At 49.7% G+C, this 25,077-nt stretch carries 20 protein-coding genes and 1 pseudogene; 6 read left to right on the top strand and 15 right to left on the bottom strand.

The genetic code is table 11. From position 1 onward, the window contains the following. Positions 1-6: 6 nt before the first annotated feature. The 7 genes and pseudogenes from mraY to mraZ all read right to left on the bottom strand — a co-directional run bounded on the left by mraY (position 7) and on the right by mraZ (position 7,468). Positions 7-1,089, bottom strand: a complete 1,083-nt coding sequence (gene mraY / locus ACUZ8J_RS02225) for a phospho-N-acetylmuramoyl-pentapeptide-transferase (RefSeq protein ID WP_011624300.1) — start codon at positions 1,087-1,089, stop codon at positions 7-9. Next, the gene (locus ACUZ8J_RS02220) at positions 1,090-2,472 is read right to left on the bottom strand and encodes a UDP-N-acetylmuramoyl-tripeptide--D-alanyl-D-alanine ligase (RefSeq protein ID WP_446692936.1); all 1,383 of its coding nucleotides are present in this window, start codon (positions 2,470-2,472) and stop codon (positions 1,090-1,092) included. Beyond that, entirely contained in the window at positions 2,469-3,950 is a 1,482-nt protein-coding gene (murE, locus tag ACUZ8J_RS02215) for a UDP-N-acetylmuramoyl-L-alanyl-D-glutamate--2,6-diaminopimelate ligase (protein ID WP_446692935.1), read from the bottom strand. The genes ACUZ8J_RS02220 and murE overlap by 4 nt, the downstream gene beginning before the upstream one ends. Continuing rightward, on the bottom strand, positions 3,947-5,698 hold the full coding sequence (locus ACUZ8J_RS02210) for a peptidoglycan D,D-transpeptidase FtsI family protein (RefSeq protein ID WP_089066795.1): 1,752 nt from the start codon (positions 5,696-5,698) through the stop codon (positions 3,947-3,949). Before ACUZ8J_RS02210 ends, murE begins: the two co-directional genes overlap by 4 nt. 13 nt (positions 5,699-5,711) lie before the next feature. Next, a complete protein-coding gene (gene ftsL, locus ACUZ8J_RS02205; RefSeq protein ID WP_011624304.1) occupies positions 5,712-6,026 on the bottom strand; it encodes a cell division protein FtsL in 315 nt (104 codons plus the stop codon). Positions 6,027-6,038: 12 nt separating this feature from the next. Then, positions 6,039-6,980: a 16S rRNA (cytosine(1402)-N(4))-methyltransferase RsmH gene (gene rsmH, locus ACUZ8J_RS02200; protein WP_011624305.1), complete on the bottom strand. Its 942-nt coding sequence runs from the start codon at positions 6,978-6,980 to the stop codon at positions 6,039-6,041. 30 nt (positions 6,981-7,010) lie between these two features. Further along, positions 7,011-7,468: pseudogene (mraZ, locus tag ACUZ8J_RS02195) on the bottom strand (division/cell wall cluster transcriptional repressor MraZ). 517 nt (positions 7,469-7,985) lie between these two features. Here mraZ and ACUZ8J_RS02190 point away from each other — a divergent pair. The 3 genes from ACUZ8J_RS02190 (at position 7,986) to ACUZ8J_RS02180 (ending at position 10,182) form a co-directional block, all read left to right on the top strand. Continuing rightward, complete coding sequence (locus tag ACUZ8J_RS02190) at positions 7,986-8,690, top strand: peptidase (RefSeq protein WP_446692934.1); 705 nt, start codon at positions 7,986-7,988, stop codon at positions 8,688-8,690. Then, positions 8,687-9,766, top strand: a complete 1,080-nt coding sequence (locus ACUZ8J_RS02185) for a PepSY domain-containing protein (RefSeq protein ID WP_446692933.1) — start codon at positions 8,687-8,689, stop codon at positions 9,764-9,766. The genes ACUZ8J_RS02190 and ACUZ8J_RS02185 overlap by 4 nt, the downstream gene beginning before the upstream one ends. A gap of 95 nt (positions 9,767-9,861) precedes the next feature. Beyond that, positions 9,862-10,182, top strand: a complete 321-nt coding sequence (locus tag ACUZ8J_RS02180; RefSeq protein WP_086903071.1) for a hypothetical protein — start codon at positions 9,862-9,864, stop codon at positions 10,180-10,182. Positions 10,183-10,249: 67 nt separating this feature from the next. Here the strand turns inward: ACUZ8J_RS02180 and glpK are convergent, their stop codons facing one another. The 6 genes from glpK to leuA all read right to left on the bottom strand — a co-directional run bounded on the left by glpK (position 10,250) and on the right by leuA (position 18,565). Beyond that, positions 10,250-11,734, bottom strand: coding sequence for a glycerol kinase GlpK (gene glpK / locus ACUZ8J_RS02175; protein ID WP_446692932.1), 1,485 nt, complete (start codon positions 11,732-11,734; stop codon positions 10,250-10,252). A gap of 188 nt (positions 11,735-11,922) precedes the next feature. Further along, a complete protein-coding gene (locus ACUZ8J_RS02170; protein WP_374916443.1) occupies positions 11,923-13,269 on the bottom strand; it encodes an outer membrane protein transport protein in 1,347 nt (448 codons plus the stop codon). A gap of 527 nt (positions 13,270-13,796) precedes the next feature. Further along, positions 13,797-14,402, bottom strand: coding sequence for a 3-isopropylmalate dehydratase small subunit (leuD, locus tag ACUZ8J_RS02165; RefSeq protein WP_446692931.1), 606 nt, complete (start codon positions 14,400-14,402; stop codon positions 13,797-13,799). A 24-nt stretch (positions 14,403-14,426) separates the two neighbouring features. Continuing rightward, on the bottom strand, positions 14,427-15,851 hold the full coding sequence (leuC, locus tag ACUZ8J_RS02160; protein ID WP_446692930.1) for a 3-isopropylmalate dehydratase large subunit: 1,425 nt from the start codon (positions 15,849-15,851) through the stop codon (positions 14,427-14,429). Beyond that, positions 15,851-16,945, bottom strand: a complete 1,095-nt coding sequence (gene leuB, locus ACUZ8J_RS02155) for a 3-isopropylmalate dehydrogenase (protein ID WP_446692929.1) — start codon at positions 16,943-16,945, stop codon at positions 15,851-15,853. Before leuB ends, leuC begins: the two co-directional genes overlap by 1 nt. Positions 16,946-16,996: 51 nt before the next feature. Beyond that, positions 16,997-18,565: a 2-isopropylmalate synthase gene (leuA, locus tag ACUZ8J_RS02150; protein WP_011624315.1), complete on the bottom strand. Its 1,569-nt coding sequence runs from the start codon at positions 18,563-18,565 to the stop codon at positions 16,997-16,999. Between the two features lie 496 nt (positions 18,566-19,061). Here leuA and ACUZ8J_RS02145 point away from each other — a divergent pair, with 496 nt between their 5' ends. After that, positions 19,062-20,849, top strand: a complete 1,788-nt coding sequence (locus ACUZ8J_RS02145; protein WP_446692928.1) for a hypothetical protein — start codon at positions 19,062-19,064, stop codon at positions 20,847-20,849. Here ACUZ8J_RS02145 and recQ read toward each other — a convergent pair. Further along, positions 20,831-22,654 (bottom strand): DNA helicase RecQ, encoded by a 1,824-nt coding sequence (recQ, locus tag ACUZ8J_RS02140; RefSeq protein WP_446692927.1) that lies wholly within the window; start codon positions 22,652-22,654, stop codon positions 20,831-20,833. The genes ACUZ8J_RS02145 and recQ overlap by 19 nt on opposite strands. A 275-nt stretch (positions 22,655-22,929) precedes the next feature. On the opposite strand from recQ, the gene ACUZ8J_RS02135 reads away from it, so the two are divergent. Further along, positions 22,930-23,394: a thioesterase family protein gene (locus ACUZ8J_RS02135; RefSeq protein WP_037422889.1), complete on the top strand. Its 465-nt coding sequence runs from the start codon at positions 22,930-22,932 to the stop codon at positions 23,392-23,394. 216 nt (positions 23,395-23,610) lie between these two features. Continuing rightward, complete coding sequence (gene rarD / locus ACUZ8J_RS02130) at positions 23,611-24,498, top strand: EamA family transporter RarD (RefSeq protein WP_188871890.1); 888 nt, start codon at positions 23,611-23,613, stop codon at positions 24,496-24,498. Between the two features lie 52 nt (positions 24,499-24,550). Here rarD and ACUZ8J_RS02125 read toward each other — a convergent pair whose 3' ends face one another. Next, positions 24,551-25,069, bottom strand: coding sequence for a PH domain-containing protein (locus tag ACUZ8J_RS02125; protein WP_047534474.1), 519 nt, complete (start codon positions 25,067-25,069; stop codon positions 24,551-24,553). Positions 25,070-25,077: the final 8 nt, after the last annotated feature.

Genomic DNA, 25,077 nt, shown 5'->3' with positions numbered 1-25,077 from the left:
GAGCGATTACCTTAACTTCAACGTGGCTAAGCCGAGTAACACTAAGAAAATCGAGATAATCCAAAAACGGACAATCACGCGTGGTTCAGGCCAACCTTTTAACTCATAGTGGTGATGGATAGGCGCCATGCGGAAAATGCGCTGACCACGTAACTTGTAAGAACCGACCTGCAGGATCACAGACACAGTTTCCATCACAAACACACCGCCCATAATCACTAATAGGATTTCTTGGCGAACCAGAACCGCAATCGCGCCTAAGGCTGCGCCTAAAGACAGCGAGCCCACATCGCCCATAAAGACCTGTGCTGGATAAGTGTTAAACCATAAAAAGCCTAAGCCTGCGCCCACAATCGCAGTACAAACGATCACTAGCTCACCAGAACCAGGTAAATGCGGAATGTGCAGGTAATTGGCAAATTGAGCATGGCCTGACAGATACGCAATCAAGGCGAATGCCGCGGCCACCATTACCGTTGGCATAATCGCCAAACCGTCGAGGCCATCGGTTAGGTTCACCGCGTTGCTCGAGCCCACGATAGTAAAGTAGGCCAATACGATAAACACAGCGCCAAGCTGTGGCATCACATCCTTAAAGAAAGGCACGACTAACTGGGTTTCCCCCGGGTTAGACGCTGTGGTGTAGAGGAAGAAAGCAATGATCAACGCCGCTAAGGATTGCAGAATATACTTCCAACGCGCGATCAGTCCTTTAGTATCTTTACGCACCACTTTGCGGTAATCATCAATAAAACCGATCATGCCGAAGCTGCCCAATACAAACAGCATCACCCACACATAACGGCTACCGAGATCGCCCCACAACAGCACACTGATAAAGATGGCGCCTAAAATCATCAGGCCACCCATGGTCGGCGTACCACGTTTACTGAAATGCGACTCTGGCCCGTCGTTACGCACAACTTGACCAATCTGCATTAACTGCAAACGCTCAATCAGTTTAGGACCCCACCATAAACTAAACATTAATGCGGTTAACAAGCCTAAAATGGCTCGAAATGTCACATAGGAAAATACGTTAAACCCAGTATGAAAACGGGTTAAATACTCGGCCAGATACACCAGCATCTACACTAACTCCCCACGCCCGAAGGCTACTGTTAGGCCATCCACGACCCGCTCCATTGCGGCACTACGTGAACCTTTAACTAAAACCGTCACCTGTCCCGGCAACTGGTTGATGTGTTTTATGAGTTTTTCTACTAACGTCGCCACGCTGTCATGGTGCTCCACCCCGAAAGCTTGGCTAGTGTGCTGAGTTAAGGTGCCGGTACAGAACAGAGCATCAATGCCCTGTTGCTTAGCCAGTTGTCCCAGTTCAGCGTGTAAAAGGGGCGCATTGTCGCCTAATTCGCCCAAATCTCCCAGTACCAAACAACGATTTTCAGAAATTTCCTTTAACCAAGCGATAGCCGCCCCCACGGATACAGGGTTAGCGTTATAGCTATCATCGATTAAACGGACTCGGCCTAATTGAGTTGGTTGCATACGCCCCTTTACAGGGGTCAACTGGCTCAAGCCTTCAGCGATTTCCTTCAGGCTCAATCCCAAAGCAATACAAACACTTGCCGCAGCTAGCGCGTTACTGACTTGATGACGACCTGCGAGGGGCAGAGTCACTCCGCAGGACTCTCCCGCATAATTGAGGATAAAACGATAGCAACCTTCGCTATTGGTTTTGTGGCCAGTGGCAATCACATCGATTTGACGTTTAGCCGCGCCTTCCTGTTGGGAGAAGCTTAACTGCTTATATTGTTTCGCTTTCACCCGCATCACATCGGCAAAGGCGTCATCGGCATTGATAATCGCCGTGCCACCGGGTTGCAGATGATTGTAGATTTCCGATTTGGCCTGGGCGACACCCGCCTGTGAACCAAAGCCTTCTAAGTGGGCGCTGCCAACGTTATTGACTAAGGCTACGTGAGGACGCACCAAACTCGAGGTGTAATCAATCTCACCTTTATGGTTAGCGCCAAGCTCAAACACCCCATACTTATCCTCAGGCGTTAAACGCAGCAAAGTGAGTGGCACACCGATTTCATTATTAAAATTACCGGCGGTGTAAAGCACTTGATGCTTAGCCGATAAAATTGTGGCGATCATTTCTTTCACGCTGGTTTTGCCATTGGAGCCGGTTAAGGCCACACAAATGGGATCTACTTGGTCGCGCACATAGGCGCCAATCGCGCCCATGGCCTTTTGGCAATCGGCAACAATAAGCTGCGGCACATCGAAGGCCAATTGACGCTCGACCATTAGTGCAACGGCACCATTTTCAATTGCCGTGGCCGCAAAATCATGGCCGTCGAAACGCTCGCCCTTTAAGGCGACAAACAGGGTCGCAGGGCCGATTTTGCGGCTATCGCTGCTTAATGCTTGGATGGTGACATCGTCACCGACTCGATGCGCACTTAAGTGTTGGCTCAGCGCCTCGAGGGAAATTGGGATCATTGGCTTTGCTCCGATAACTGACGTGCCAGGGCGCGCTCATCATAGTCATGACGCACACCTGCCGCCTCTTGGTAAGTTTCATGGCCTTTGCCCGCAAGCAAAATCACATCCCCAGGTTTAGCCTGTGCCACGACATGCTTAATCGCCGCCACACGGTCAACCTCGGTCAGCGCACGCTCTGGGTGAGTCAGCCCTTGGATAATATCGGTAATAATTTGGTTAGGATCTTCGCTACGGGCATTATCGCTAGTCACCATAATGCGATCGGCGCATTGCTCCGCCGCTTGTCCCATCAGCGGGCGCTTACCCGTATCACGGTCGCCACCACAGCCAAACAGGCACCACAACTCGCCCGCGCAGTGACGACGCAGGGCATTCAGCGCCTGTTCAATCGCATCTGGGGTGTGGGCATAATCGACGACTAAGGTGATGTTGTCCGCAGTGGTAAAACGTTCCATGCGGCCAGCCACGGGCACTAAATAAGGCACCTTGGCGGCCAGCGCACGCATATCCACGCCCTGCAAATACAAGGCAGATAAAGCAGCGAGTAAATTCGAGAGGTTAAAGGCGCCTAATAAAGGAGAGCGAATGTCGATTTCCCCCTCAGGCCAGACTAATGTCGCCTGCACGCCTTGATCGTTAAATTGGGCATTCTTAGTGTAAAACGCTGCCTCGGGATGCGCTTCAATGCTAAAGCCCCATATCTTCGCGGGGACATTTGCCAGCTCAGATAACCAAGCGGCACCCACGGGGTCATCAAGATTTACTAAGCCGTGACGCAGGGCGTCGAAGCGAAACAGCATTTGCTTGGCCGCGGCATAATTTTCCATATCGCCGTGGTAGTCCAAATGATCACGGGTCAAATTAGTGAATACCGCCACATCGAAGGGCACGGCATCAACTCGACCTTGTACTAAGCCATGACTTGAGACTTCCATCGCGCAGGTATTAACACCTTTATCTGCAAACTCATGTAGTTGGCGCATCAGAGTAATGGCATCGGCGGTCGTATTGCCGCTATCGACTAACTCGCCCCACAGGCCATTGCCGAGCGTGCCCATCACCGCCGCTCTACCCTCAAGCAGCGTCACTAATTGCGCGCACAGTTGGCTAGTCGAGGTTTTACCATTGGTTCCGGTAATTGCCACAATGCCCATGGACTGACCTTGGACAACGGGATAACGCACTGCGGCGACCGCTGACACTTGCTTCGCTAACTGATAGAAATAAATCTGCACGCCTTGCTCAGTCGCAATCACCTTGCCCTGCTCTTCAATGCTATCCGTATGCACTAACACCGCAGTCGCACCTTGGGCTAAGGCCTTATCGATAAATTGACGACCATCGACCTTATGGCCGGGCAACGCTAAAAACACATCGCCGCGACGTATTGCGCGGCTATCTAAAGTCAAATCTAAGAAGGTTTGTTCGCCCGCGTAGGGGAACCAAGGCGCTAATAGATCCCTTAACAACATCATTCAGTTCTCCCGGCGAGTCCCGCCAATTGCACCTGTTCTTTATCGGAAATGGGTTCGACATTTAACATTTGCAGTGCGCCTGACATCACCTTAGCGAATGCCGGCCCTGCCACTGAACCACCATAATAGAGATCGCCTTTCGGCTCGTTCACCACGACAACAATCGCGAGTTTGGGATTATTCACCGGCGCGACACCAGCAAATAACGCAACATAATCATCACCATAACCGCCAGCTACCGCCTTACGGCTGGTGCCCGACTTACCCGCAACGGGGTAGCCATCGATATGCGCAAGCGTACCTGTACCGCCTTTTTCGGTCACACCCACCATCATTTGCAGCACATCGTGAGCGACCTCTTGTGAGATCACTCGCTCACCTTCGGGCGGCTTTTTCAGTTTTAAAATCGATACAGGATATAAAGTGCCGCCATTGCCTAAAGTGGCGTACATCCGCGCGAGTTGTAGCGTGGTTGCCGTTAGGCCGTAGCCGAAAGATAAGGTCGCACGCTCGAAATCAGACCAACGGTGGCGGTCTTGGATCAAACCCGCACTCTCACCCGTGAGGTTAATCCCCGAGAAACTGCCTAAGCCCATGGATTGATAAGTGCCTAATAACTGCTGCACAGGAATCGACAGGGCGAGTTTACTGATCCCCACGTTACTGGATTTCGCCAGAATACGTGCCAGTGTCATATCGCCGTAGTTCGCCGCATCCCGTACTTGGCGGCCGCCTAAACGCATCCAGCCCGGAGACGTTGGGATCACATCGGTAGACTTGACCGTACCCGCCTCTAACGCCGCGGCAACCACAAAAGGTTTAATAGTCGAACCCGGCTCGAAGGTATCCGTCATCGCGCGGTTACGCATTCTGAAGGTTTGCAGATTGTCGCGCGAGTTGGGGTTATAGGATGGCGTATTCACCATGGCTAAGACTTCGCCAGTGTGGATATCAAGCACCACAATCGAGCCAGAGGTCGCTTGGTTCATCTCAGTCGTGCGCTTTAACTCACGGTAGGCAAGCTGTTGAATACGTTGATCGATACTCAAGACTAGATCATTCGGGCTCTCGCCCTCCTGAACGATATCGAGGCGCTCAACCACATGACCATCGCGGGATTTACGCACTTTTTGTTTAGATGGTGTACCAGTAAGCCAACTGTTGTAAGCGTTTTCGACACCTTCAATACCGACATCGTCGATATTGGTAATGCCGATAAGCTGGGCGGTGATCTCACCACCGGGGTAGTAGCGGCGTGACTCGGACTTTAAAAACACCCCTGGCAATTTAAGCTGAGTGATATAGTCCGCCACCGCAGGCGTGACTTGGCGTTTAAGGTAGGTAAAACGTTTGGTTGGATTGCTGCGCACCTTTTCGAGCACATCTTCCACGGGTTCGTGCAATACGTCTGCCAAGGCTTGCCAGCGGCGCATATCGGTAAAACCATTGTTATCATTGACTTGTTTAGGGTCGGCCCACACGGCACGCACCGGCACACTCACCGCCAGCATATCGCCGTTACGGTCGGTGATTAAGCCACGCTGCACCTCACGACTGGTGGTACGTAATGTACGCATGTCACTCTCGTGACGCAGCTTATCGGGCTCGATAATTTGAATATAAGCAGCACGACCCACAAGGCTCGAAAACATCGCAAATACAAAGCCAACCACGACGTATAAACGCCAGTGGATCAGTTGTGGCTTTTGCTTTTTGCTGGCCTGTTTGGTTTTTGCTTGCCTAGTCATATCTTCCCTATGTTCACGGCACCTTTACCACAACTTCTTCGCTGGGTAAGGGTCGACTCATGTTGAGATCCTTTGATGCAATCCGCGTGATCCGGCTGTGCTCGGTCTGGGATTGCTCTTCCAATAATAAATTGCGCCACTCGATATCTAATCTGTCACGCTCCTGCAGTAGCTGATCCCATTGGGTGGTGAGCTTACGGCTCACATGGCTGGTATACACCACAGCCACAGCATTACTGAGCACGAGCAGTGCGAGTAACAAGATCCATTTGTGTTGCCACAGGTCGTTTAATACTATCCGTGGCAGATTTAATGAGGGCTTACTCACTTTGTTTGCCCTCTAGTAATCTAATCGCTCGGCAATGCGTAACACTGAGCTGCGCGCTCTGGCATTGCGTTCAATTTCCTCATCGGAAGGCATAATCGCCTTACCTATGGCGCGCAATTTACGCGACTTGTTAATCTGATCTTCGGTGATTGGCAGACCGTGAGGCACGCTCTCACCTTGGCTATGGCGACGAATAAAACGTTTTACGATGCGATCTTCCAGAGAGTGGAAGCTGATAATCGATAAACGTCCCTGTGGCGCCAGTACGGTTAATGCACCTTCAAGCGCTTGATCAATTTGATCTAATTCACTGTTGATATAAATACGGATCGCCTGAAACACCCGAGTTGCAGGGTGTTTGTTACGCTCTTTATTTTTGGTGATCCGCGCAATTAAATCGGCTAAATCCTTGGTGCGTAAAAACGGGGTTTTATCACGGTCAGCCGCAATACAACGGGCAATATGGCGCGCATTTTTCTCTTCACCATAGGTTTTGAATACCCACGCCATGTCTTCAATTTCGGCGCGCGCTAACCACTGAGCCGCCGTTTCGCCTTGGCTATTGTCCATGCGCATATCGAGCGGACCATCGCGCAGGAAACTAAAGCCACGTTCGGCATCATCGAGCTGCGGAGAAGACACGCCTAAGTCGAGTAACACGCCATCAATCTTGCCAACCAGACCAAGCTCTTCGACGTAATCTGCTAACTGGCCAAAACCACCATGTACGATTTGAAAACGGGGATCATCGGCGAATTGTTTAGCCGCTTCAATGGCTTGAGGATCACGATCGATCGCAATCAGACGTCCGTTTTCACCCAGTCTTTGCAGCACTTGTCTTGAATGACCACCGCGGCCGAACGTGCCATCGATATAGATGCCATCGTCTTTGATGTTCAAACCGCCGACCGTTTCTTCGAGCAGAACGGATAAATGGGCAAATTCTTGACTCATTACTCTCTTCTTATTTAGTTATGCGACTCGTTAGAGTGAAAAATCCGCCAGACGCTCGTTATTCGCGAGCTCCTCGCTTCGAATCGTTTCCTGACACTCATCAATTTGCTGCAGCCAAGCTTGCTCATCCCACAGCTCAAACTTGTTTAACTGTCCCACCAGCATGATGCGCTTATCTAAATTGGCGTATTGCCTTAGCGGCGGTGGCAGTAATATGCGTCCGTTGCTATCGAGTTCTACCTCATGGGCATAACCCAGCAACATGCGCTTAAGGGACCGTTGGGTTTTGTCGGTATCTGAAAGCTTGAGTAACTTAGCTTCGATCAATTCCCACTCATGGATGGGATAAAGGAGTAAACACGCAGATTGAATATCGACTGTGATGACGATGCGGCCTTGGTGCTCTAGCTGCAAAGGTTCGCGGTATCGCACGGAATAGCGATCCGTCCCTTTGTATCTAAGTTGATAGCACTGGCTCCACGAAACACGCTAATTCATCCTATCCTTTGATTTTTGATCCACAAATATCCACTATTTCCCACAAATGCTAAGTTTAGGGATAGTAGACAAGCATTGTCAAGGGATGGGATCCTTTTATAAAGCCAGTCGGCAAGCGGGTTAGCAGCATGTTGAGCCCATCACTTAGCGACAAAGTTTTGACAAAAAGATCAGCGGAAAATCGGCTAAACGGCGAAAACCACGGGAATATAAAGCGAACAAAAAAGCAGCAGCCTTTTGCTTTCAGGGAGTTGCAATGAAATATTTGCCACAGGGTTTCTGTAAATATGGGATTTTCCCGTGTGAAAAATCACACTGGACTCACAAGAGGCAACAAAATAGACTCATTTTTTACATTCGCATTGGCTTATAGAGCGTCAATTTCTAGCATAAATCGCTGAAATTTTATTTTCAGTTGCGGATTTATTCTGCAATTTAGGGATGCCTTTATTTCACGATTGCGAGGAAGATCAAAACTCCCGCGGGACTAACTCAAAGAATAACGCTATGACAGCTACTCAAATCCGAACCTGGCACAAGTGGTTTGCGCTACTTACCGCGATTCAATTGCTGCTTTGGTTAGCCACCGGCGCTTATATGGTGTGGATGGATATCGAATTTATTCGCGGTAAGCCACTGGTAAACAAAGCAAACATGGCTATGTATCAAGTAGATGCGCCCGCCTTCAGCTTTACGGACTTAGTCAAAGCACATCCCGACGCGACGGATATTAGTTTGTACGCTAATCAAGGCGCACTCTACTATCGCGCCTATGTCGCGGGAAAATTGCAGCGCTTTAGCAGTGAGACGGGAGAAGTATTACCGCTGCTCGATAAACAACAGGCGCTCGACGCCGCACAGCGAGTCTATACGGGTCAGGCTAAATTTATCGGCTCGACCCTCATTGAGCAGAACGCTCCGAGTGAAATCCCAGCCCGCGCACTCCCCGTTTGGCAACTGACGTTAGACGATGCCATGCATTCGACGCTTTATGTTTCAGCAATAACCGGACAGCTCGTCACAGTCCGCCATGATTATTGGCGACTCTTCGATGTGATGTGGATGCTGCACATTATGGACTACGAAACCCGAGAGAACGTAAACAATCCTTTACTCACACTCATGAGCAGTCTCGCCTTGTTGACGGCACTCTTTGGTATCGCCTTGACCTATATCAGTTTTAGAAACCAAAATCGTGAGGAACTAATATGAGCCTCTCGACACTTCGCCATACTAGCATGACTGCCACCAAACATCCCATCAGCCTAGTGTTGCAAACTATACATAAATGGCTGGGGCTTATCGTTGGCCTGCAATTATTAATTTGGGTCGTGACAGGACTCGCCTTTAACCTGATTGACGAGCGTTTTTTCGATGCGAACCCATATCGCACCACGCATCAAACCGCGAGTCCCACTACTGCACCCGCCCCCACGGCAGACCTACTGCAACAATATCAAGCAGAAGGCATTATCGAACTTAAGCTAACCTCTGTGCTCGAACGCGACGTATATGCGCTCACCACAACTCAACAAACTCGCTGGTTTTGGGCGGACTCACTCCAACCACTATCCTTAAGTGATGCCGAGATACTCGCTATTGCCAAACAGAGTTACTCAGGCCCTAGTGAACTCAGCGCACCGCAAATCCTCACCCACGAAACGCCATTCGACGCCAGTGGCCCAGTTGCAATGCTGACAGCCGCGGACGAAGTTGGAACGCGGATTTATATCGATACCGCTTCGGGTGCGGTTCTGGCCCACCAAAATCGCCAATCGGATCTCAAGGATCTGCTGTTTATGCTGCATTTTATGGACTACGCTCCCGATAATGGCATTGGTTTTAATCACTTATTACTACAACTTGTCAGCATTGCCACGCTGTTGTTAGGTCTTTCGGGGATTTACATCCTTGGGCATAAATTCCATCAAGGTCAGTTATCGCTGCCGTTCTTGAGGCGCAAAAACACCAGCGGAAAACTGACACTTTTTACTCAAGACGCTCAGCTTCTTACCGAATTGTCTGACCTTAGTGGCAGCTATTTAGAAAGTATTAATCGAGAGAGCGAAAGATTAAGAACCCAATGCGGTGGTGGCGGACGCTGCGGCCTGTGTAAACTCAGGTTTGTCGAGCAGGCGCCCAGCCCCAATGATTATGATCTGGATAAACTCACCGCCGCTGAGCTAGCACAAGGTATTCGCCTGAGCTGCCAACACGAGGCGCATCCTGGCAAACTGGAGTTAGCCACCAAAGCCCAGCACAGATATTGGCCACAGTCCAAGCACTAGAGAGTGTCGCGTACAGGCTTAAATCGGCGTATAGTCTAAATATTAAGCAGTTCCCGCCGATAAAAGGTTAAGCGGTCATAAACCAAGGAGGCGCTATGAGTGGATTGGACAGTCTTTACGCTATGCTGGCACAGCCAGTAAAACCCGTATTAACCCCCAAACGGGTCGTCGATCAGGTGAGCGGTGCGACTGCTAATGCGCCCGATAGCCATGAAACCCCGCAGTCACAATTGCCCCCAACGCTAGATGTTAAAGTCAGGGAAAGGCGCAAAAACGACAACGCCAGTCGCAATAAAAAACGCCGCGCATCGGACAAACAACAGGATTTAAAAGAAGGTGTGGTGCTCGAAGTTACCGACGATACCGCTGACACAGCACAATCGTCAAGCAAGCACATCATCGACATCGAAGTTTAACTTACGGCGATTAAATGAATAAGGCGCAACCTCAGGTGCGCCTTATGTGTTTCGAGCCTAAAAGAAACTAAGAACGGGTTCTAGCCACCGCATCTTGCCAACCCGCATATAACAACTCCCTTTGACACGCATCTATATTCGGTTTGAAGTGCTTATCGATACAGGCCTTATGCTCAAGTTCGGTCACTGAAGTCCAAAAGCCAACCGCAAGACCCGCTAAAAAGGCTGCGCCAAGCGCAGTGGTCTCACACACGTTTGGCCTTAAGACTTCAACGTCAGTGATATCCGCTTGAAATTGCATGAGGAAGTCATTAGCAACCGCACCGCCATCGACCTTAAGGGATTTAAGCCGCTCACCGCTGTCCTTAATCATGGCATCGAGCAAATCCTTACTCTGGTAGGCAATCGACTCTAATGCCGCACGGATAATATGATTACGGTTGGCGCCGCGCGTTAACCCAAACAGCGCGCCGCGGGCATTAGGATCCCAATAGGGAGCGCCAAGCCCGACAAAAGCTGGCACTAAATACACACCATTGGTATCCGCAACTTTAGAGGCAAAATATTCGGTGTCGCTGGCATCGCGAATCAACCCCAGCTCATCCCGCAGCCATTGAATCGTCGCGCCGCCCATAAATACTGAGCCTTCGAGGGCGTAGTTCACTTCGCCTTGGGCACCTACCGCCACTGTGGTTAATAAACCATGGGATGAACGCACGGCTTTGTTGCCTGTATTCATTAATAAAAAGCAGCCTGTGCCATAGGTGTTTTTGGCCATTCCCGGCTCAACACAAAGCTGGCCAAAGAGCGCCGCCTGTTGATCGCCCGCGATCCCCGCGAGTGGAATTTCACTGCCCTCACCGGCAATACGGGTTGTACCATAGACACTCCAGGAAGGTTTCACTTCGGGCAACATAGCCGCAGGAATATCGAGCGCCTCGAGCAGTGTTGTGTCCCAACTTAGGCTGTGGATATTAAACAGCAGCGTACGGGCGGCATTGGTGGGATCGGTCACATGCACCTTGCCTTCGGTGAGTTTCCACAGCAACCAAGTATCGACCGTGCCGAATAAGAGTTCGCCTCGTTTGGCCTTCGCGCGCGCATCCGGCACATTATCGAGGATCCATTTGATCTTAGTGCCTGAAAAATAAGGGTCGAGCAGAAGCCCCGTATTCTCCCGCACATAATCTTCTAAGCCTTGCGCCTTGAGTTGCTCACAGATTTCTGAGCTGCGGCGACACTGCCACACAATGGCATTGTAGACGGGCTTGCCTGTGGCCTTTTCCCAGATAATGGTGGTTTCGCGCTGATTGGTGATACCAATGGCCGCCACTTCATCGCTGTGAATACCCGCTCTGGCGAGGGATTCGATTAACACCGAACTTTGGCTCGCCCAGATCTCCATTGGATCATGCTCCACCCAGCCGGGATTTGGATAAAGCTGGGTAAACTCCCGCTGTGAAACACTGACAATATTGGCATCGTGGTCAAACACAATCGCCCTTGAGCTGGTTGTGCCTTGGTCTAAAGCCACTACATATTTTTTTTTCACACGCCTATCCTATTTACCCTGCACCCAATTGATATGGCGCAGAAGGTAACGCTCCATTGATTATGCTCTGAATATATTCGCAATTGGCGGCTATGACCAGCCAACATCTGGCAAATGCGTATCCGGCCACGTTCTTTTAGGCACAAAAAAGCCCTGAAGATTCAGGGCTTTTTCATCAAGCTGGATGCTTACATCTTGTAGCTCATTTGGATACCGGCTAACCAAACATCACCGCTCGCTTCACCATTGAAGCTTACTGTGGCGAGGTTCAGCAGATTTTGCTGCTCGTTGATTGGCGCATCACCCGTGGCACGGATATAAGTCAGTGCGAAATCAACATTCAGGTTTTTAGTCGCCTGATAACCAGCACCGACAGAGAACCACAGACGGTCTGAGTCAGGGATAGTCGTGGTACGCCACTCATCGGCCGCAGCCGTTTTGTCTAAGGCCACACCCGCACGCACTAACCATTCATTGTTCACTTGGTAGGTCGTACCTAAGGCAAAGCGCCAGTTATCTTCAAAGTTTTCTTCTTTAACTAAGTCAGATTCTAAGCCGCCCTTTGGTTTAACTTCACCAGGGAAGTAAGCCACTAACTGATCGAATACGCTCCAATCGGTCCAGTTAACGCTGGCATGCATTGCCCAGTTATCCGTTAATTGGTGATAAGACGACAGTTCGGCAAACGCAGGCAATTCGAGGGGAATATAACCTTCAATCGACAGATTTTGGCCACCATCGTAAATCACACCAGAAGCGTGACCATCTAACTCAAACTTTACACCACTGTGATATGCTAAACCCACGCGGTTGGCAGGATTGATTTGCCAGCTAGTCCCGAGTTGCCAACCGTAGCCAATGTCGTCGCCCTTCATGCTTTTCAGCTCAGTGCCACCCGGCGGTAACATTGCAGATACTTGTGCAGGCAAACCGGGTTTGATGCTATCAACCCAGCCAGGTAACGAAGCACCGATTTCACCTTCACCGTAAACGATACGCACACCACCACCGACGCTGACAGCATCATTCACGCGGTAAGCGATGTTAGGGTTGAACTCAACTGTAGTAACGGCAGTTTTATTACCAAAAATCGCCGCGGCGTGGGTTTTAGGTAACTCGGTTGACAGACCATAGTTAGAGTTAACGGCCAGACCCCAAGTCCATTGGTCATTTAACTGATTGGAATAGTAGAAGTTAGGCACTAATGCATCATCAGCCACATCGATGGCATCACCGTTCATCACGATTGGATTTGGGCCAAGTAATGGCGAGCTTAGGCTCACATCACCTTTAACATCCACGTTAGGCATAACATAGATACCACCAGCAGATAGCTGACGGCCTTCTAAATAGGTCAGCATCGCTGGGTTGCGCCCCTGAACTGAAGCGTTATCGGCAATTGCGGCTTCACCGGCGAAGGCGCGGCCTAAGCCAGTCGCTGAGTATTCGGCTAGTTGGAAACCCGCTGCATGGACTTGAGTCGTTGTGCTTAATAAGGCTGCAGTCACAGCCAAAGTCAGAAGACGTTTTTGCATTGTTATTCTCAGAAAATATTATTGTTATCTGTGCCTGTAACTTGGTCACAATGGCGTTCACACAAAATAGAGCAAACACTCCAGATTGAATGCTGGGGAGTTTACCGATGCAGAAGATGTTTGCAACAAGCGGGAATAAAACAGATGAAAAAACTAGTTATTAAAAGGCATTCAATATTTTTAGTGAGATATATCACTTTTAAAACAAGAAAACCCAGCAAAAATGCAGCGCTTTATTTGCTGGACACATTTTAATGCAGCTAACAAAAGCTGAAAAATAAATTTAAAAACAATGAATTAATACATAAATACACGATAAACACTTGTAAGCCATTTTAATCATTAAAATTCAGCATAAATCACTGGCGCTTATTCTGATTGCAATACAAGGAATGCCAACCTTAATTTAATCCAATAAATACAATACATTACTGTTGGACAATTAAACGTGGATAACAAAAACGCCTAGTTTTCGAACTAGGCGTTTAAGATTAACTTACGTTAAGGTACAAGTGTTCGCCGAATGCTTAGCGGCGCCAGCTAGGAATGTTTGCTTCGTACTCACCTATCTGCGTCCCGTGGGACAAGGTCAATCCAATGGCATCTAAGCCATTCAGCAATTTATGTCGCGCCGACTCGGCCAGTGTAAAGCTAAACTCAGCTCCCGAAGGCGATGTCACCTTGCAAGTCGTTAAGTCCACAGTGATTTGTGCGCCTTCTTCGCTCGCCACCTCATCCATTAACTGACGCACTTCGTTCGCACTTAACTTCACCGGCAATAAACCGTTATTGATGGAGTTGCCATAAAAAATATCGGCAAAACTCGGGGCTATAATGGCGCGCAGGCCAAAATCCGCCAGTGCCCATGGGGCATGCTCACGGCTGGAGCCACAGCCGAAGTTTTCCTGAGCCAGCAGAATCGACGCACCGCTGTAGCGAGGTTTGTTTAAAGTAAAATCAGGATTAGGCACATCCCCGGCATCATCGAGATAACGCCAGTCGTGGAATAAGTGCACACCGAATCCATCCCGCGTCACCTTAGATAAAAATTGCTTTGGGATAATTTGATCGGTATCGATATTGGCGCTGTCGATCATGACCGCAAGCCCGGTATGGCTAGTAAAAGGTTGCATTAACTTCTCCTCTTGGGATTACGGTTAGTAAGGTTTACGGATATCGACAAAATGCCCTGCGATTGCCGCCGCTGCCGCCATCGCTGGACTCACCAAATGGGTGCGACTACCACGACCTTGGCGCCCTTCGAAGTTACGGTTACTGGTCGAGGCGCAGCGATCGCCCGCTTCTAACCTGTCATCGTTCATCGCCAAACACATAGAGCAGCCCGGTAAACGCCATTCGAATCCGGCCTCGATAAAGATTTTATCTAAACCTTCTGCCTCGGCCTGCGCCTTCACTTGGCCAGAGCCCGGTACTACAATTGCCGTAACACCCGACGCCACTTTACGCCCTTTGGCCTGTTTCGCCGCGCTGCGCAAATCTTCAATCCGCGAGTTAGTGCAAGAACCAATAAAGACTTTATTAATCGCGACGTCTGTCATCGGCGTGCCTGCGGTCAAGCCGATATAATCCAACGCTTTTTCCATGCTAGCGCGAATCGTTGGATTTGCCTCATCGGCAGGATTAGGCACTGGCGCATCGATGGCAACCACTTGTCCAGGATTGGTGCCCCAAGTCAATTGCGGCGCGATATCGGCCGCATCCAATACGACGGTGGCATCAAACTCAGCGCCAACATCGGTTTTCAGCGCCTTCCAGGCGGCGACGGCCTCTGCCCAATCTTCGCCCTTTGGTGCAAACTCACGACCTTCTAGATAATCGAAAGTGGTTTGATCCGGCGCAACCATGCCCGCCTTAGCCCCCATTTCAATCGCCATATTGCAGACAGTCATGCGCCCTTCCATCGACAGCGCTTCAATGGCCTCACCACAAAACTCAACTACATAGCCAGTGCCGCCATCCATACCAATCTTACCGATAATCGCCAGTACGATATCTTTCGCGGTGACACCATCGGTGACCTCACCACGGACTTCGATTTTCATGGTCTTGGCTTTTAATTGGCGCAGGGTTTGCGTCGCCAGCACATGTTCCACCTCGGAAGTGCCGATACCGAAAGCCAAGGCGCCAAAGGCACCGTGAGTCGCCGTATGGGAATCACCACACACTATGACAGTGCCGGGTAAGGTAATGCCAAGCTCAGGTCCCATCACATGCACAATCCCTTGATTAGGATGATGAATGTCATATAAGCGCACCCCGAAGTCTTTACAGTTTTGTGCCAAGGTCTCGACCTGAGTGCGTGCCATAGGGCTTAAGGCATCAAGACTGGCACTGCGTGTTGACGTGTTGTGGTCCATGGTCGCGAAGGTTTTTTCTGGGGCGCGTAACTTACGCCCCGCCACTTTTAAGCCACTAAAAGCTTGAGGCGATGTCACTTCGTGAACCAAATGTCTGTCGACATAAATGATCGGCGCTTCGCCCTCTGGGGTGGCCACAACGTGGGCATCCCACACTTTTTGATACAGGGTTTTCGGAGCGGTTGATGTTGAAGGAGTCGTCATTACACACCTGCCTTAACTGCATCGGCGATAAAGTCGCCCATTTCGATTGTCGATTTGGCCTTATGGCGTTGGTCGCTACTTAATAGCTCACCAGTTAAATAACCAGAATTCAGCGCTTTACTTACAGCACGTTCGATCGCGCTTGCCGCCTCTTCTTGCTTTAAGCTGTGGCGCAGCATCAGTGCCGCCGACAGAATTTGTGCAATCGGGTTAGCGATGCCCTTACCCGCGATATCCGGCGCGCTACCACCAGCGGGTTCAAACAAACCAAAGCCAGTGCTATTCATGCTCGCCGAAGACAACAAGCCCATGGAGCCGGTCAACATGGCGATTTCATCCGATAGAATGTCGCCAAACAAGTTAGAACACAGCATGACGTCAAACTCATCGGGGCGGCGCAGCAACTGCATGGTCGCGTTGTCGATATAGATGTGTTCCAGTTCAACATCGGGGAAATCCACCGCCACTTCTTCTACCACTTGGCGCCACAGTACTGAGCAAGCTAAGACGTTGGCTTTGTCGACCGAAGTGACTTTTTTACGGCGGCCGCGGGCAGCTTCAAAGGCGATGCGGGCGATACGGGCAATCTCACGGCGGCTGTAACGCATGGTATCGAAGGCTTCTTCGCTCTCACCTTCACCTTGGCGCCCCTTAGGTTTACCAAAGTAGATCCCACCCGTTAACTCACGCACGCAGAGAACATCGAAGCCTCTAGCGGAAATATCGCTGCGCAGCGGTGACATATGTTCTAAACCATCATGCAATTTAGCGGGACGCAGGTTACAAAACAGTTCGAAGTGACCCCGTAGCGGCAACAGAGCACCACGCTCGGGCTGTTCATTGGGCGGCAGTTTTTCCCATTTAGGACCACCGACTGAACCGAACAGAATGGCATCGGCCGCCTCGCAGCCCTTCAGTGTTGCCTCAGGCAAAGGACAACCATGATTGTCGATGGCGATACCGCCGACATCATATTCAGTGTATTCAATATTAAGACCAAAACGTGCCTCAACCGCCTTTAACACCTTACGCGCCTCGGCCATCACTTCTGGCCCAATACCATCACCGGCTAATACTGCAATTTGATAACTCATAAGCCCGCTCACTCCTTCAATGTGAAAACTTTATGCTCGATATCGCTTGGGCTATACGCCGCCCAGCTCTCTGTTTTTATGCATATTCTGTTTGTAATCTGCGACCTTATCGGCGCGGCATGTCAGGTTCATCACGTGCACTAACGCACGGGCTGATGCCTCAACCACGTCGGTCGCTAACCCGACACCGTGGAAATTTTGCTCATGGTAAACCGCGGTAATGTCGACTTGGCCCAAGGCATTTTGCCCCTCGCCCTTGGCGCCCAATTTGTAGCTGATGATATCGATACGACGGTCCGTCGCACGGGCAATAGCGTTATAGGCGGCATCAACGGGACCATTACCAGTCGCGGCTTCGGTTTTAATTTCACCGCCGACATCGATGCGCACAGTAGCCGTAGCAACGCCTTCGGTGGAGTCGGACTGCACCACTAACTGCTGTAATTGATAGAAGTTATCTTCCGCCGCTTGCGCTTCCATAAAGGCTAAGGCTTCTAAGTCATAATCGAAGACTTGGCCCTTTTTATCGGCCAAATGTAAAAACTGTTCGTACAGGGCGTCCAGATTGTAATCCTGCTCACTGTAGCCCATTTCCTCCATGCGATGCTTAATCACATGGCGGCCGGAGCGCGAAGTCATATTCAGGTTGTTTCGGTTTAGGCCAATGCTCTCTGGCGTCATGATTTCATAGGTATTTTGCGCCTTTAACATGCCATCTTGGTGAATTCCTGAAGAGTGGGTAAAGGCATTGGCCCCCACAATCGCCTTATTCGACTGGATCGGCATATTGCATAACTGGCTAACCAGATTCGACGTGCGGTGGATCTCCTTAGCATTGATCCCAGTTTCAACTCCCAACAGATTCTTACGCGTTGCTAAGATCATGGCGATTTCTTCGAGGGAGCAGTTACCCGCACGCTCACCAATACCGTTCATGGTACATTCGATTTGGCGGGCGCCATGCTGCACGGCGGTAATCGAATTGGCTACCGACATGCCTAAGTCATCGTGGCAGTGAACCGAAATAATGGCTTGGTCGATATTCGGTACGCGATTAAACAGGGTTTGAATAATGCCCCCAAACTCGCTTGGCACTGTGTAACCCACGGTATCTGGGATATTGATGGTGCGAGCCCCCGCGTGAATCGCCGCTTCCACCATACGGCATAGGTTATCGATTGGCGTGCGTCCCGCATCTTCGCAGGAAAACTCCACATCATCGGTAAACCTACGGGCATATTTCACCGCGCCCACCGCCATCTCCAACACTTGCTCGAATGAGCGCTTTAACTTGCTCTCCACATGGATGGTGGACGTGGAGATAAAGGTATGAATACGGAACTGTTCGGCAACGGATAATGCTTGGGCGGCGGCATCGATATCCTTTTCCAAGGCGCGGGATAAGGCGCACACTCGGCTATTTTTGATGGTACGGGCAATGGTCTGTACCGACTCAAAATCACCGGGTGACGACACAGGGAACCCCACTTCCATCACATCCACACCGAGACGTTCTAACGCCATGGCGATCTGTAACTTTTCTTTGACCGACAGGCTTGCCGCTAACGCCTGCTCGCCATCACGTAAGGTGGTATCAAATATAATTACTCTGTTAGACATCTCGTTTCTCCATGGAACGTCACCGTTCATTATTTAACTTTTGCCGTATTCAGATACAAAAAACCCCGCAACATTGGTGCGGGGTTTGTGAATGCTTTGCCTATCTATCGAGCGAGCAACACTAAGACCTCCGCGTTTGTGGCGCGAGAGAGAGAAGGAGGAGGTCGAGTTTGCTGCTAATTCTATTCATTTAAATTAAATATTTATTCTATTGACTCAAAATAAGGACGGTTAATATTTAACTCGCTTGCCTAAGTGTGTCAACCCCAATTTTTTTCATGTTCTGCGAGTTATTTGCTGCAAAATAGCAAAACAGGGGGATTAACCGTTACACATAACCCGATTAATCCCTTGTTGATAGAGAAAAATCTACAAAATGCGACAACTCAAAATTTAAACAAAAAAATCATTTTTTATGCAAAAAAACCTTGATACACGTTATAATCCTCGCCCGCGGTTACGGATAGTTGAATCAATTTAGGGTATGGAGCAAAAAATGGATTTTCGTGTCTTAGCGCTAAGCCTGTTGTTATGGCTTTGCCCTTTATGGGTCAGTGCTAACGACCAATTAGATTTAGATGCGCTCACTGAGCAAGTTTACCAGTATCCCACTAAGGCATTCGCGCAAATCACCGCTTTAGAAAAACTGCAAGAAACTGATAAGTATAGCGATATTAATAGACTTCGCCTTAGTATGCTTAAATGCCAGAGTTTGTTGCAACTAGGGGAAAATGAAGCCGCAATCAACCTTGCCCAGCTCGGCGAGGCCAGCGCTAAACAGCTAAAACTCGATCAGGCACGTCCCTATTTTCTGAATTGTCAGGCAGATGCCAATCTGAACTACGACAACATTCAAGAAGCCTTACCCCTACTCGACTCCGCTATTACTCTGGCCAGACGTTATCAGCAGCCCCAAGCACTCATCGATGCACTCAGGCTCAGGGGCCAACTCGATATCAATACGGATAACTTTTCCTCCGCCATCGAAGATCTACGTATCGCTATCGATATCTATCCCGATATCAATTCGCAAACCCAAAATTGGGTGTGGCCGCCACAGGCTTATATCTATGCCGCTATGGGGAGTTTACTCTATTCAACCAATGACTTACCCCAAGCCATGTATTACACAAGGTTGGCATTAAAAAGTGCTGATGCCAAAGGAAAAGTACGGCACGTACTGCTGATCAATGCAGCCAGGATCGCACTGGATAATGGCGAACGCGATTACAGCGATCAATTGGAAAAACAAGCCAAAACTCTGCTGCCAGAAATAGGTTCGCCACTCGAGCTCGCCTATAGTTATGCCATTTTGGCATCGATCGCCCTCGATAAAGGGAAAATCGACACGGCCGAAGAATATATCTCGATTGCGATGAATACCTTTAAGCAACAAAACCAGCGGGTCGCTATGATGCGCTCGACCCGTTTGTTAGCTCAGGTTCGCTTTGCTCAGCACAGAGATGACGCCGCACTGACACTGATGGATTCCGCTATCGAACAAGCAGAAGCACTAAGACAATACTCTGATCTCAAATGGTTTTATGGCATTTTAAGCGATTATTACCAAACTCACGGCAACTACAAACTCGCCTATGAGTTTGTCCAAAAGCGTTTCGATGCCGCGGAGCAGGCCAACGAGTCGATGAATAACACTCGGATTTTGCAGTTCAAAGCTAGGTTAAATCAGCAAGGTTTACAGCAACTCAACGACGATGAACAACAACACCATAATGTCTCATTGTTGAGTGAACTCAATGTCGACTGGGCCTACAGCACACTATTTTTAGTCGCAATGGGGCTTCTCGGCGGCGCGATCTGGTATTTCATCGATAAACAAAATAACCGCGCGCCAGCGTCCGATACAGCCTCCTCAGAGCTTCCTCCGCTGGAGCAACTTGAGCTGACACTGCACAGTGCTAAACAAGGGGCTTATCCGCTGTCATTATTGCTGTTTAATGCCAGCCAAATACGCCAAGTCGACCTGCCCCCCTTACTAGAGAAGCTGCAAGACAAGCTACGTGAACAGGACACACTGCTGCGTTATTCGATAGATGACATCGTTATTGTGCTGCCCTATACCTCAGCAGTCGGCGCACAGAAAGTCGTTAGCCAGATAACGCCGACCATCCAAATGTGGCAGGGTACGCACAAGGTGAACATTGGGATTGCGGTGATGCAGCAGTTTGATACTTTGGATTCTCTGGTGAAACGCGCGAGCATTAACCAGTTAGGCAAACTCAAGGTTAGCGATCCGCAAAGCGATTATTCCCCAGCTAAATAAGCGGCTATCTCATCAAGGAAATCGTCGCCAAATCGGCTGAGTTTGCGCTCACCGACCCCGTTAACGGCCAGCATCTCACCGGGGCTGGTAGGCATCATGGCCGCCATTTCCGCTAAGGTCGCATCGTTAAAAACCAAATATGGCGGCACATCCTGCTCCTCGGCAATGGTGCGACGTAGGGCTTTTAGCCTCGCAAACAGTTTGCGGTCGTAATTCAGCGGCGCTCGCGACTGAGTGACTTTGCGCTTAATGTTCGTCAATTGAATGCGCGGCTCTGCCAACATTAGCGCCACCTCGCCCTTAAGGATAGGTCTGGCTGAAGGATTTAAGGTGATGGATGAGCCCCGAGTAATATCTTGGCTCGCCAGTCCCAAATGGATGAGCTGACGAATAACACTCAACCAATATTCATGGCTTTTGTCTTTGCCTATGCCCCAAGTGCTGAGTTTATCGTGTCCTCGGTCGACAATTGCAGCGCCCTTGGAGCCACGCAACACTTCAATCAAGTGATTGATACCAAAACGTTGCCCGAGCCGATAGATGCAAGAAAGCACCTTCTGCGCATCCTCGGTGCCGTTATAACGTTTAGGTGGGTCGAGACAAATATCGCAGTTGCCGCAGGGCTCTAACGCGCTTTCATCGAAGTAATGCAGCAACACTTGGCGGCGACAGGTTTGCGCCTCAGCAAATGCAGCCATGGTATTGAGTTTATGGAAATCCACTTGCTGCTGCGGCCCTGGCTCAGACTGCTCGATAAGATGGCGCACCCGACCAATATCGGCAGGATCAAACAGCATAAAGGCTTCGGCCTCGAGTCCATCGCGGCCCGCTCGGCCAGTTTCTTGATAATAGGCTTCGATGCTCTTCGGGATATCGTAATGCACCACAAAGCGCACGTTGGATTTGTTAATCCCCATGCCAAAGGCCACGGTGGCAACGACGATATCAATTTGATCTTTAAGAAAGCTATCCTGCACTTCGCCGCGCTCTTCTGCCGTCATGCCCGCATGGTAAGCCTTAGCATGAAACCCTTGCAGGGTGAGCCTTTCTGCCACCTCATCCACGCGGCGTCGACTGCTACAGTAGACTATGCCGCTACTGCCATTTTGTTGCAGTAAAAACTGTCGTAATTGATTCGCGGCATTGAGCTTTTCGGCAACCGTATAGCGAATATTGGGCCGATCGAAACTCGATAGTAATCTAAAGGGATTAATCCCTAGGCGCTCACAAATATTTTGTCGCGTCGCCTGATCCGCTGTGGCGGTGAGTGCCATCATAGGCACATGGGGAAATAACTGCTTTAACTGGCCAAGGGCCGCATATTCGGGACGAAAATCGTGTCCCCATTGACTGATGCAGTGCGCCTCGTCAATGGCAAACATCGATAGCGGCAGAGAGCGCATACGCTCGATAAAATCGGCCGTCAGCAACCGCTCAGGAGACACATACAACAGTTTTAGCTCGCCTCTATGCAACTGCCTAAGCACCTCTAAACTTTGTTCCCGCGGCTGCGATGAGTTTAAATAAGCGGCATTGACCCCCGTCTGCAACAGGCTGTCGACCTGATCTTTCATCAATGAAATCAGTGGTGAAACCACGATAGTGATGCCAGGCATCAGCAGTGCAGGCAACTGGTAACACAGACTCTTACCGCCGCCGGTGGGCATGATCACAAGGCAGTCCTCACCACTGCATACACGTTCGATAACTTCGCGCTGACCGTCCCTAAAGTCACGGTAACCAAACACCTGCGCTAGGCGTTGTGACAGCGGATCATCATGTATGTCGAGTAACTGAGTTTCCATGGATCTTCTAGCTAAAAAGTAAGGGCGCCTATTCTAAAGGACAGAATCGCTCCTGTCTTGCGCCATCTTGCCCAAACTGGCCCACGCCAACAACTAGAGGATAGGCTTAGCCTACTTCCACTGCTCATCACAACACCTAAGACGATTTGCCTGCACAGCGGCTTAAGTTGCATTAGACATAGGCTTAGCGGTAGATTAATTGCTCTAAGTCGAATGCCATTGCGCCCGCTTCGACCCTATTCTAAGAAGCCCTACAGCCTACAAGGACGAACAGCATGACAACCCCAATTCAAGCCGAAGTACTCAAACGAGTTGCCGAAGTGTTTGACCAGCACGTACCGTTTCATAATTTATTGGGTCTGGATATCAAGCGATACGACATAGATGGCGTTGAAGTGGTGATCAATATGAAGCCAGAGCTCATTGGCAATATTCATCAACAAATTCTCCACGGTGGTGTCACCGCCACAGTGCTTGATGTCGTAGGAGGGCTCACCGCCTTTGCAGGACTGGTCGCTAGCCGTGATGATTGGACGGTTGAAGAGTTACAGCAACGGCTGCAAACCTTAGGCACTATTGATATGCGTGTCGATTACCTGCGCCCCGGGCGTGGACAGATTTTCACTGGCACTGGCAGTGTGATCCGAGCCGGCAATCGCGTCTCGGTCTGCCGAATGGAGTTACACAACGAGCAAGGAACCCATATCGCCTTCGGCACTGGCACTTATATGGTGGGATAGTCCGTTGTCACCCATCGTTTTTTCAAGATTTCTTTACCGCATTCAACATCAATAAACCAAAGGGAAACACCTTGATTATTCAGCTGTTTCCCTCTTATTCATTTCGAGCACTCGTCATCAGAGACATCCTGTAACGAAAAAGGCGGCTGTACACACCTTGAGTCAATTCCCATAGCCTCCTACAATCGCCGTCCTGTTGTCCTTCGAAGATGTCTCATGCCTGATACCGAATACCGCAAAGGGATCCTACTTGCCGTCAGTGCTTACTGTATGTGGGGATTTGCGCCCTTATATTTCAAACTACTCCACCATGTTTCGGCGACCGAAATTTTACTGCATCGGGTGATCTGGTCATTTGTATTTATGGTGATCATCATGCTGTTTATCGGTGGCTTTGGAAAACTGCGCCAGCTGTTTAAACAGCCAAAACAGCTACTCGTGCTCACCATCACCTCCCTATTAATTGCAGCCAACTGGTTGATTTTTATCTGGGCAGTGAATAACGATCATATGCTCGATGCCAGCTTGGGTTACTTTATTAATCCCCTACTGAATGTGCTGCTCGGCATGCTGTTTTTAGGGGAAAGATTACGTAAGTTGCAATGGTTTGCCGTCGCGCTGGCGAGTACTGGCGTGCTGATCCAATTAGTCTCATTCGGCTCAATCCCTATTGTCTCCCTCGCCTTAGCGGGCACCTTCGGGGTATATGCTCTGCTGCGTAAAAAGGTCAATGTGGATGCTAAATCGGGTCTGCTAGTCGAAACCGCCATCCTACTACCGGTCGCATTGGTTTATCTGGTCGCAACCTTAGATAGCGCCACGGCGAATATGCTCACCAACGATTGGCACCTTAATTTATTGTTGATAGCAGCCGGGATTGTTACCACGATTCCACTATTGTGTTTTGCCGGTGCAGCGGTACGTATTCCATTGTCTATGCTCGGCTTTTTCCAATATATCGGCCCGAGTATTATGTTTATCCTCGCGGTAACCTTATTCAATGAACCCTTCGATGCCGAGAAGAGCATCACCTTTGGTTTTATCTGGAGCGCCCTGCTGGTGTTCACCTTCGATATGGCCTATAAACGCAAAACGGCGCGATAATATCGCGCCGTAGCCAATGGTTACAAAAGTAGTGGTAAGTGTACTGGACCTGCTACTTTTGTAGTTGGGCTAAAAATTTCTCGCCCTCGGGTACAGATAAGAGCAGATTGTAGCCTCGCGTCGTTGGCACTAACACTAGCTCGGATTTATCCGTCACTGCCACAAATGCCTTGCCCTTCCCCTTCAAATTAAACCAGCCGAGTTGAAACCCTGGCATACCGATACCATTGGTTTTAAAGCTGGGTACCAAATCCGCCTCCAGCTTCAAGTCGATAAGACGCGCCTGCTCGACCAACAGTTCGGAGCGTGCTAATTGCACTTTATAGAAGGGAATATCGAGTTTTAGCTCGGTGTCGGTTAGCGCGATTTCAGCATTATGGGATTGATAAAACACCCAAGAAAATCCGCCAATCATTACTAACAAGATGCCTAAGCTCGCCGATTTAGCCACTTTCGGCATAGGTTTAACCCACAACATCCACAGTACGCCAGCTAAACCTAACAGCAAGATAATAAAGCTTAAAATTGAAGTTTGAGTCAGAGGCGCGAGGGAGAAAAACTGAGTCACCATGGTGGGCA

This window comes from Shewanella sp. Koi 1 (assembly GCF_052907445.1).
This window is presented reverse-complemented; position numbering and strand designations above follow the sequence as displayed.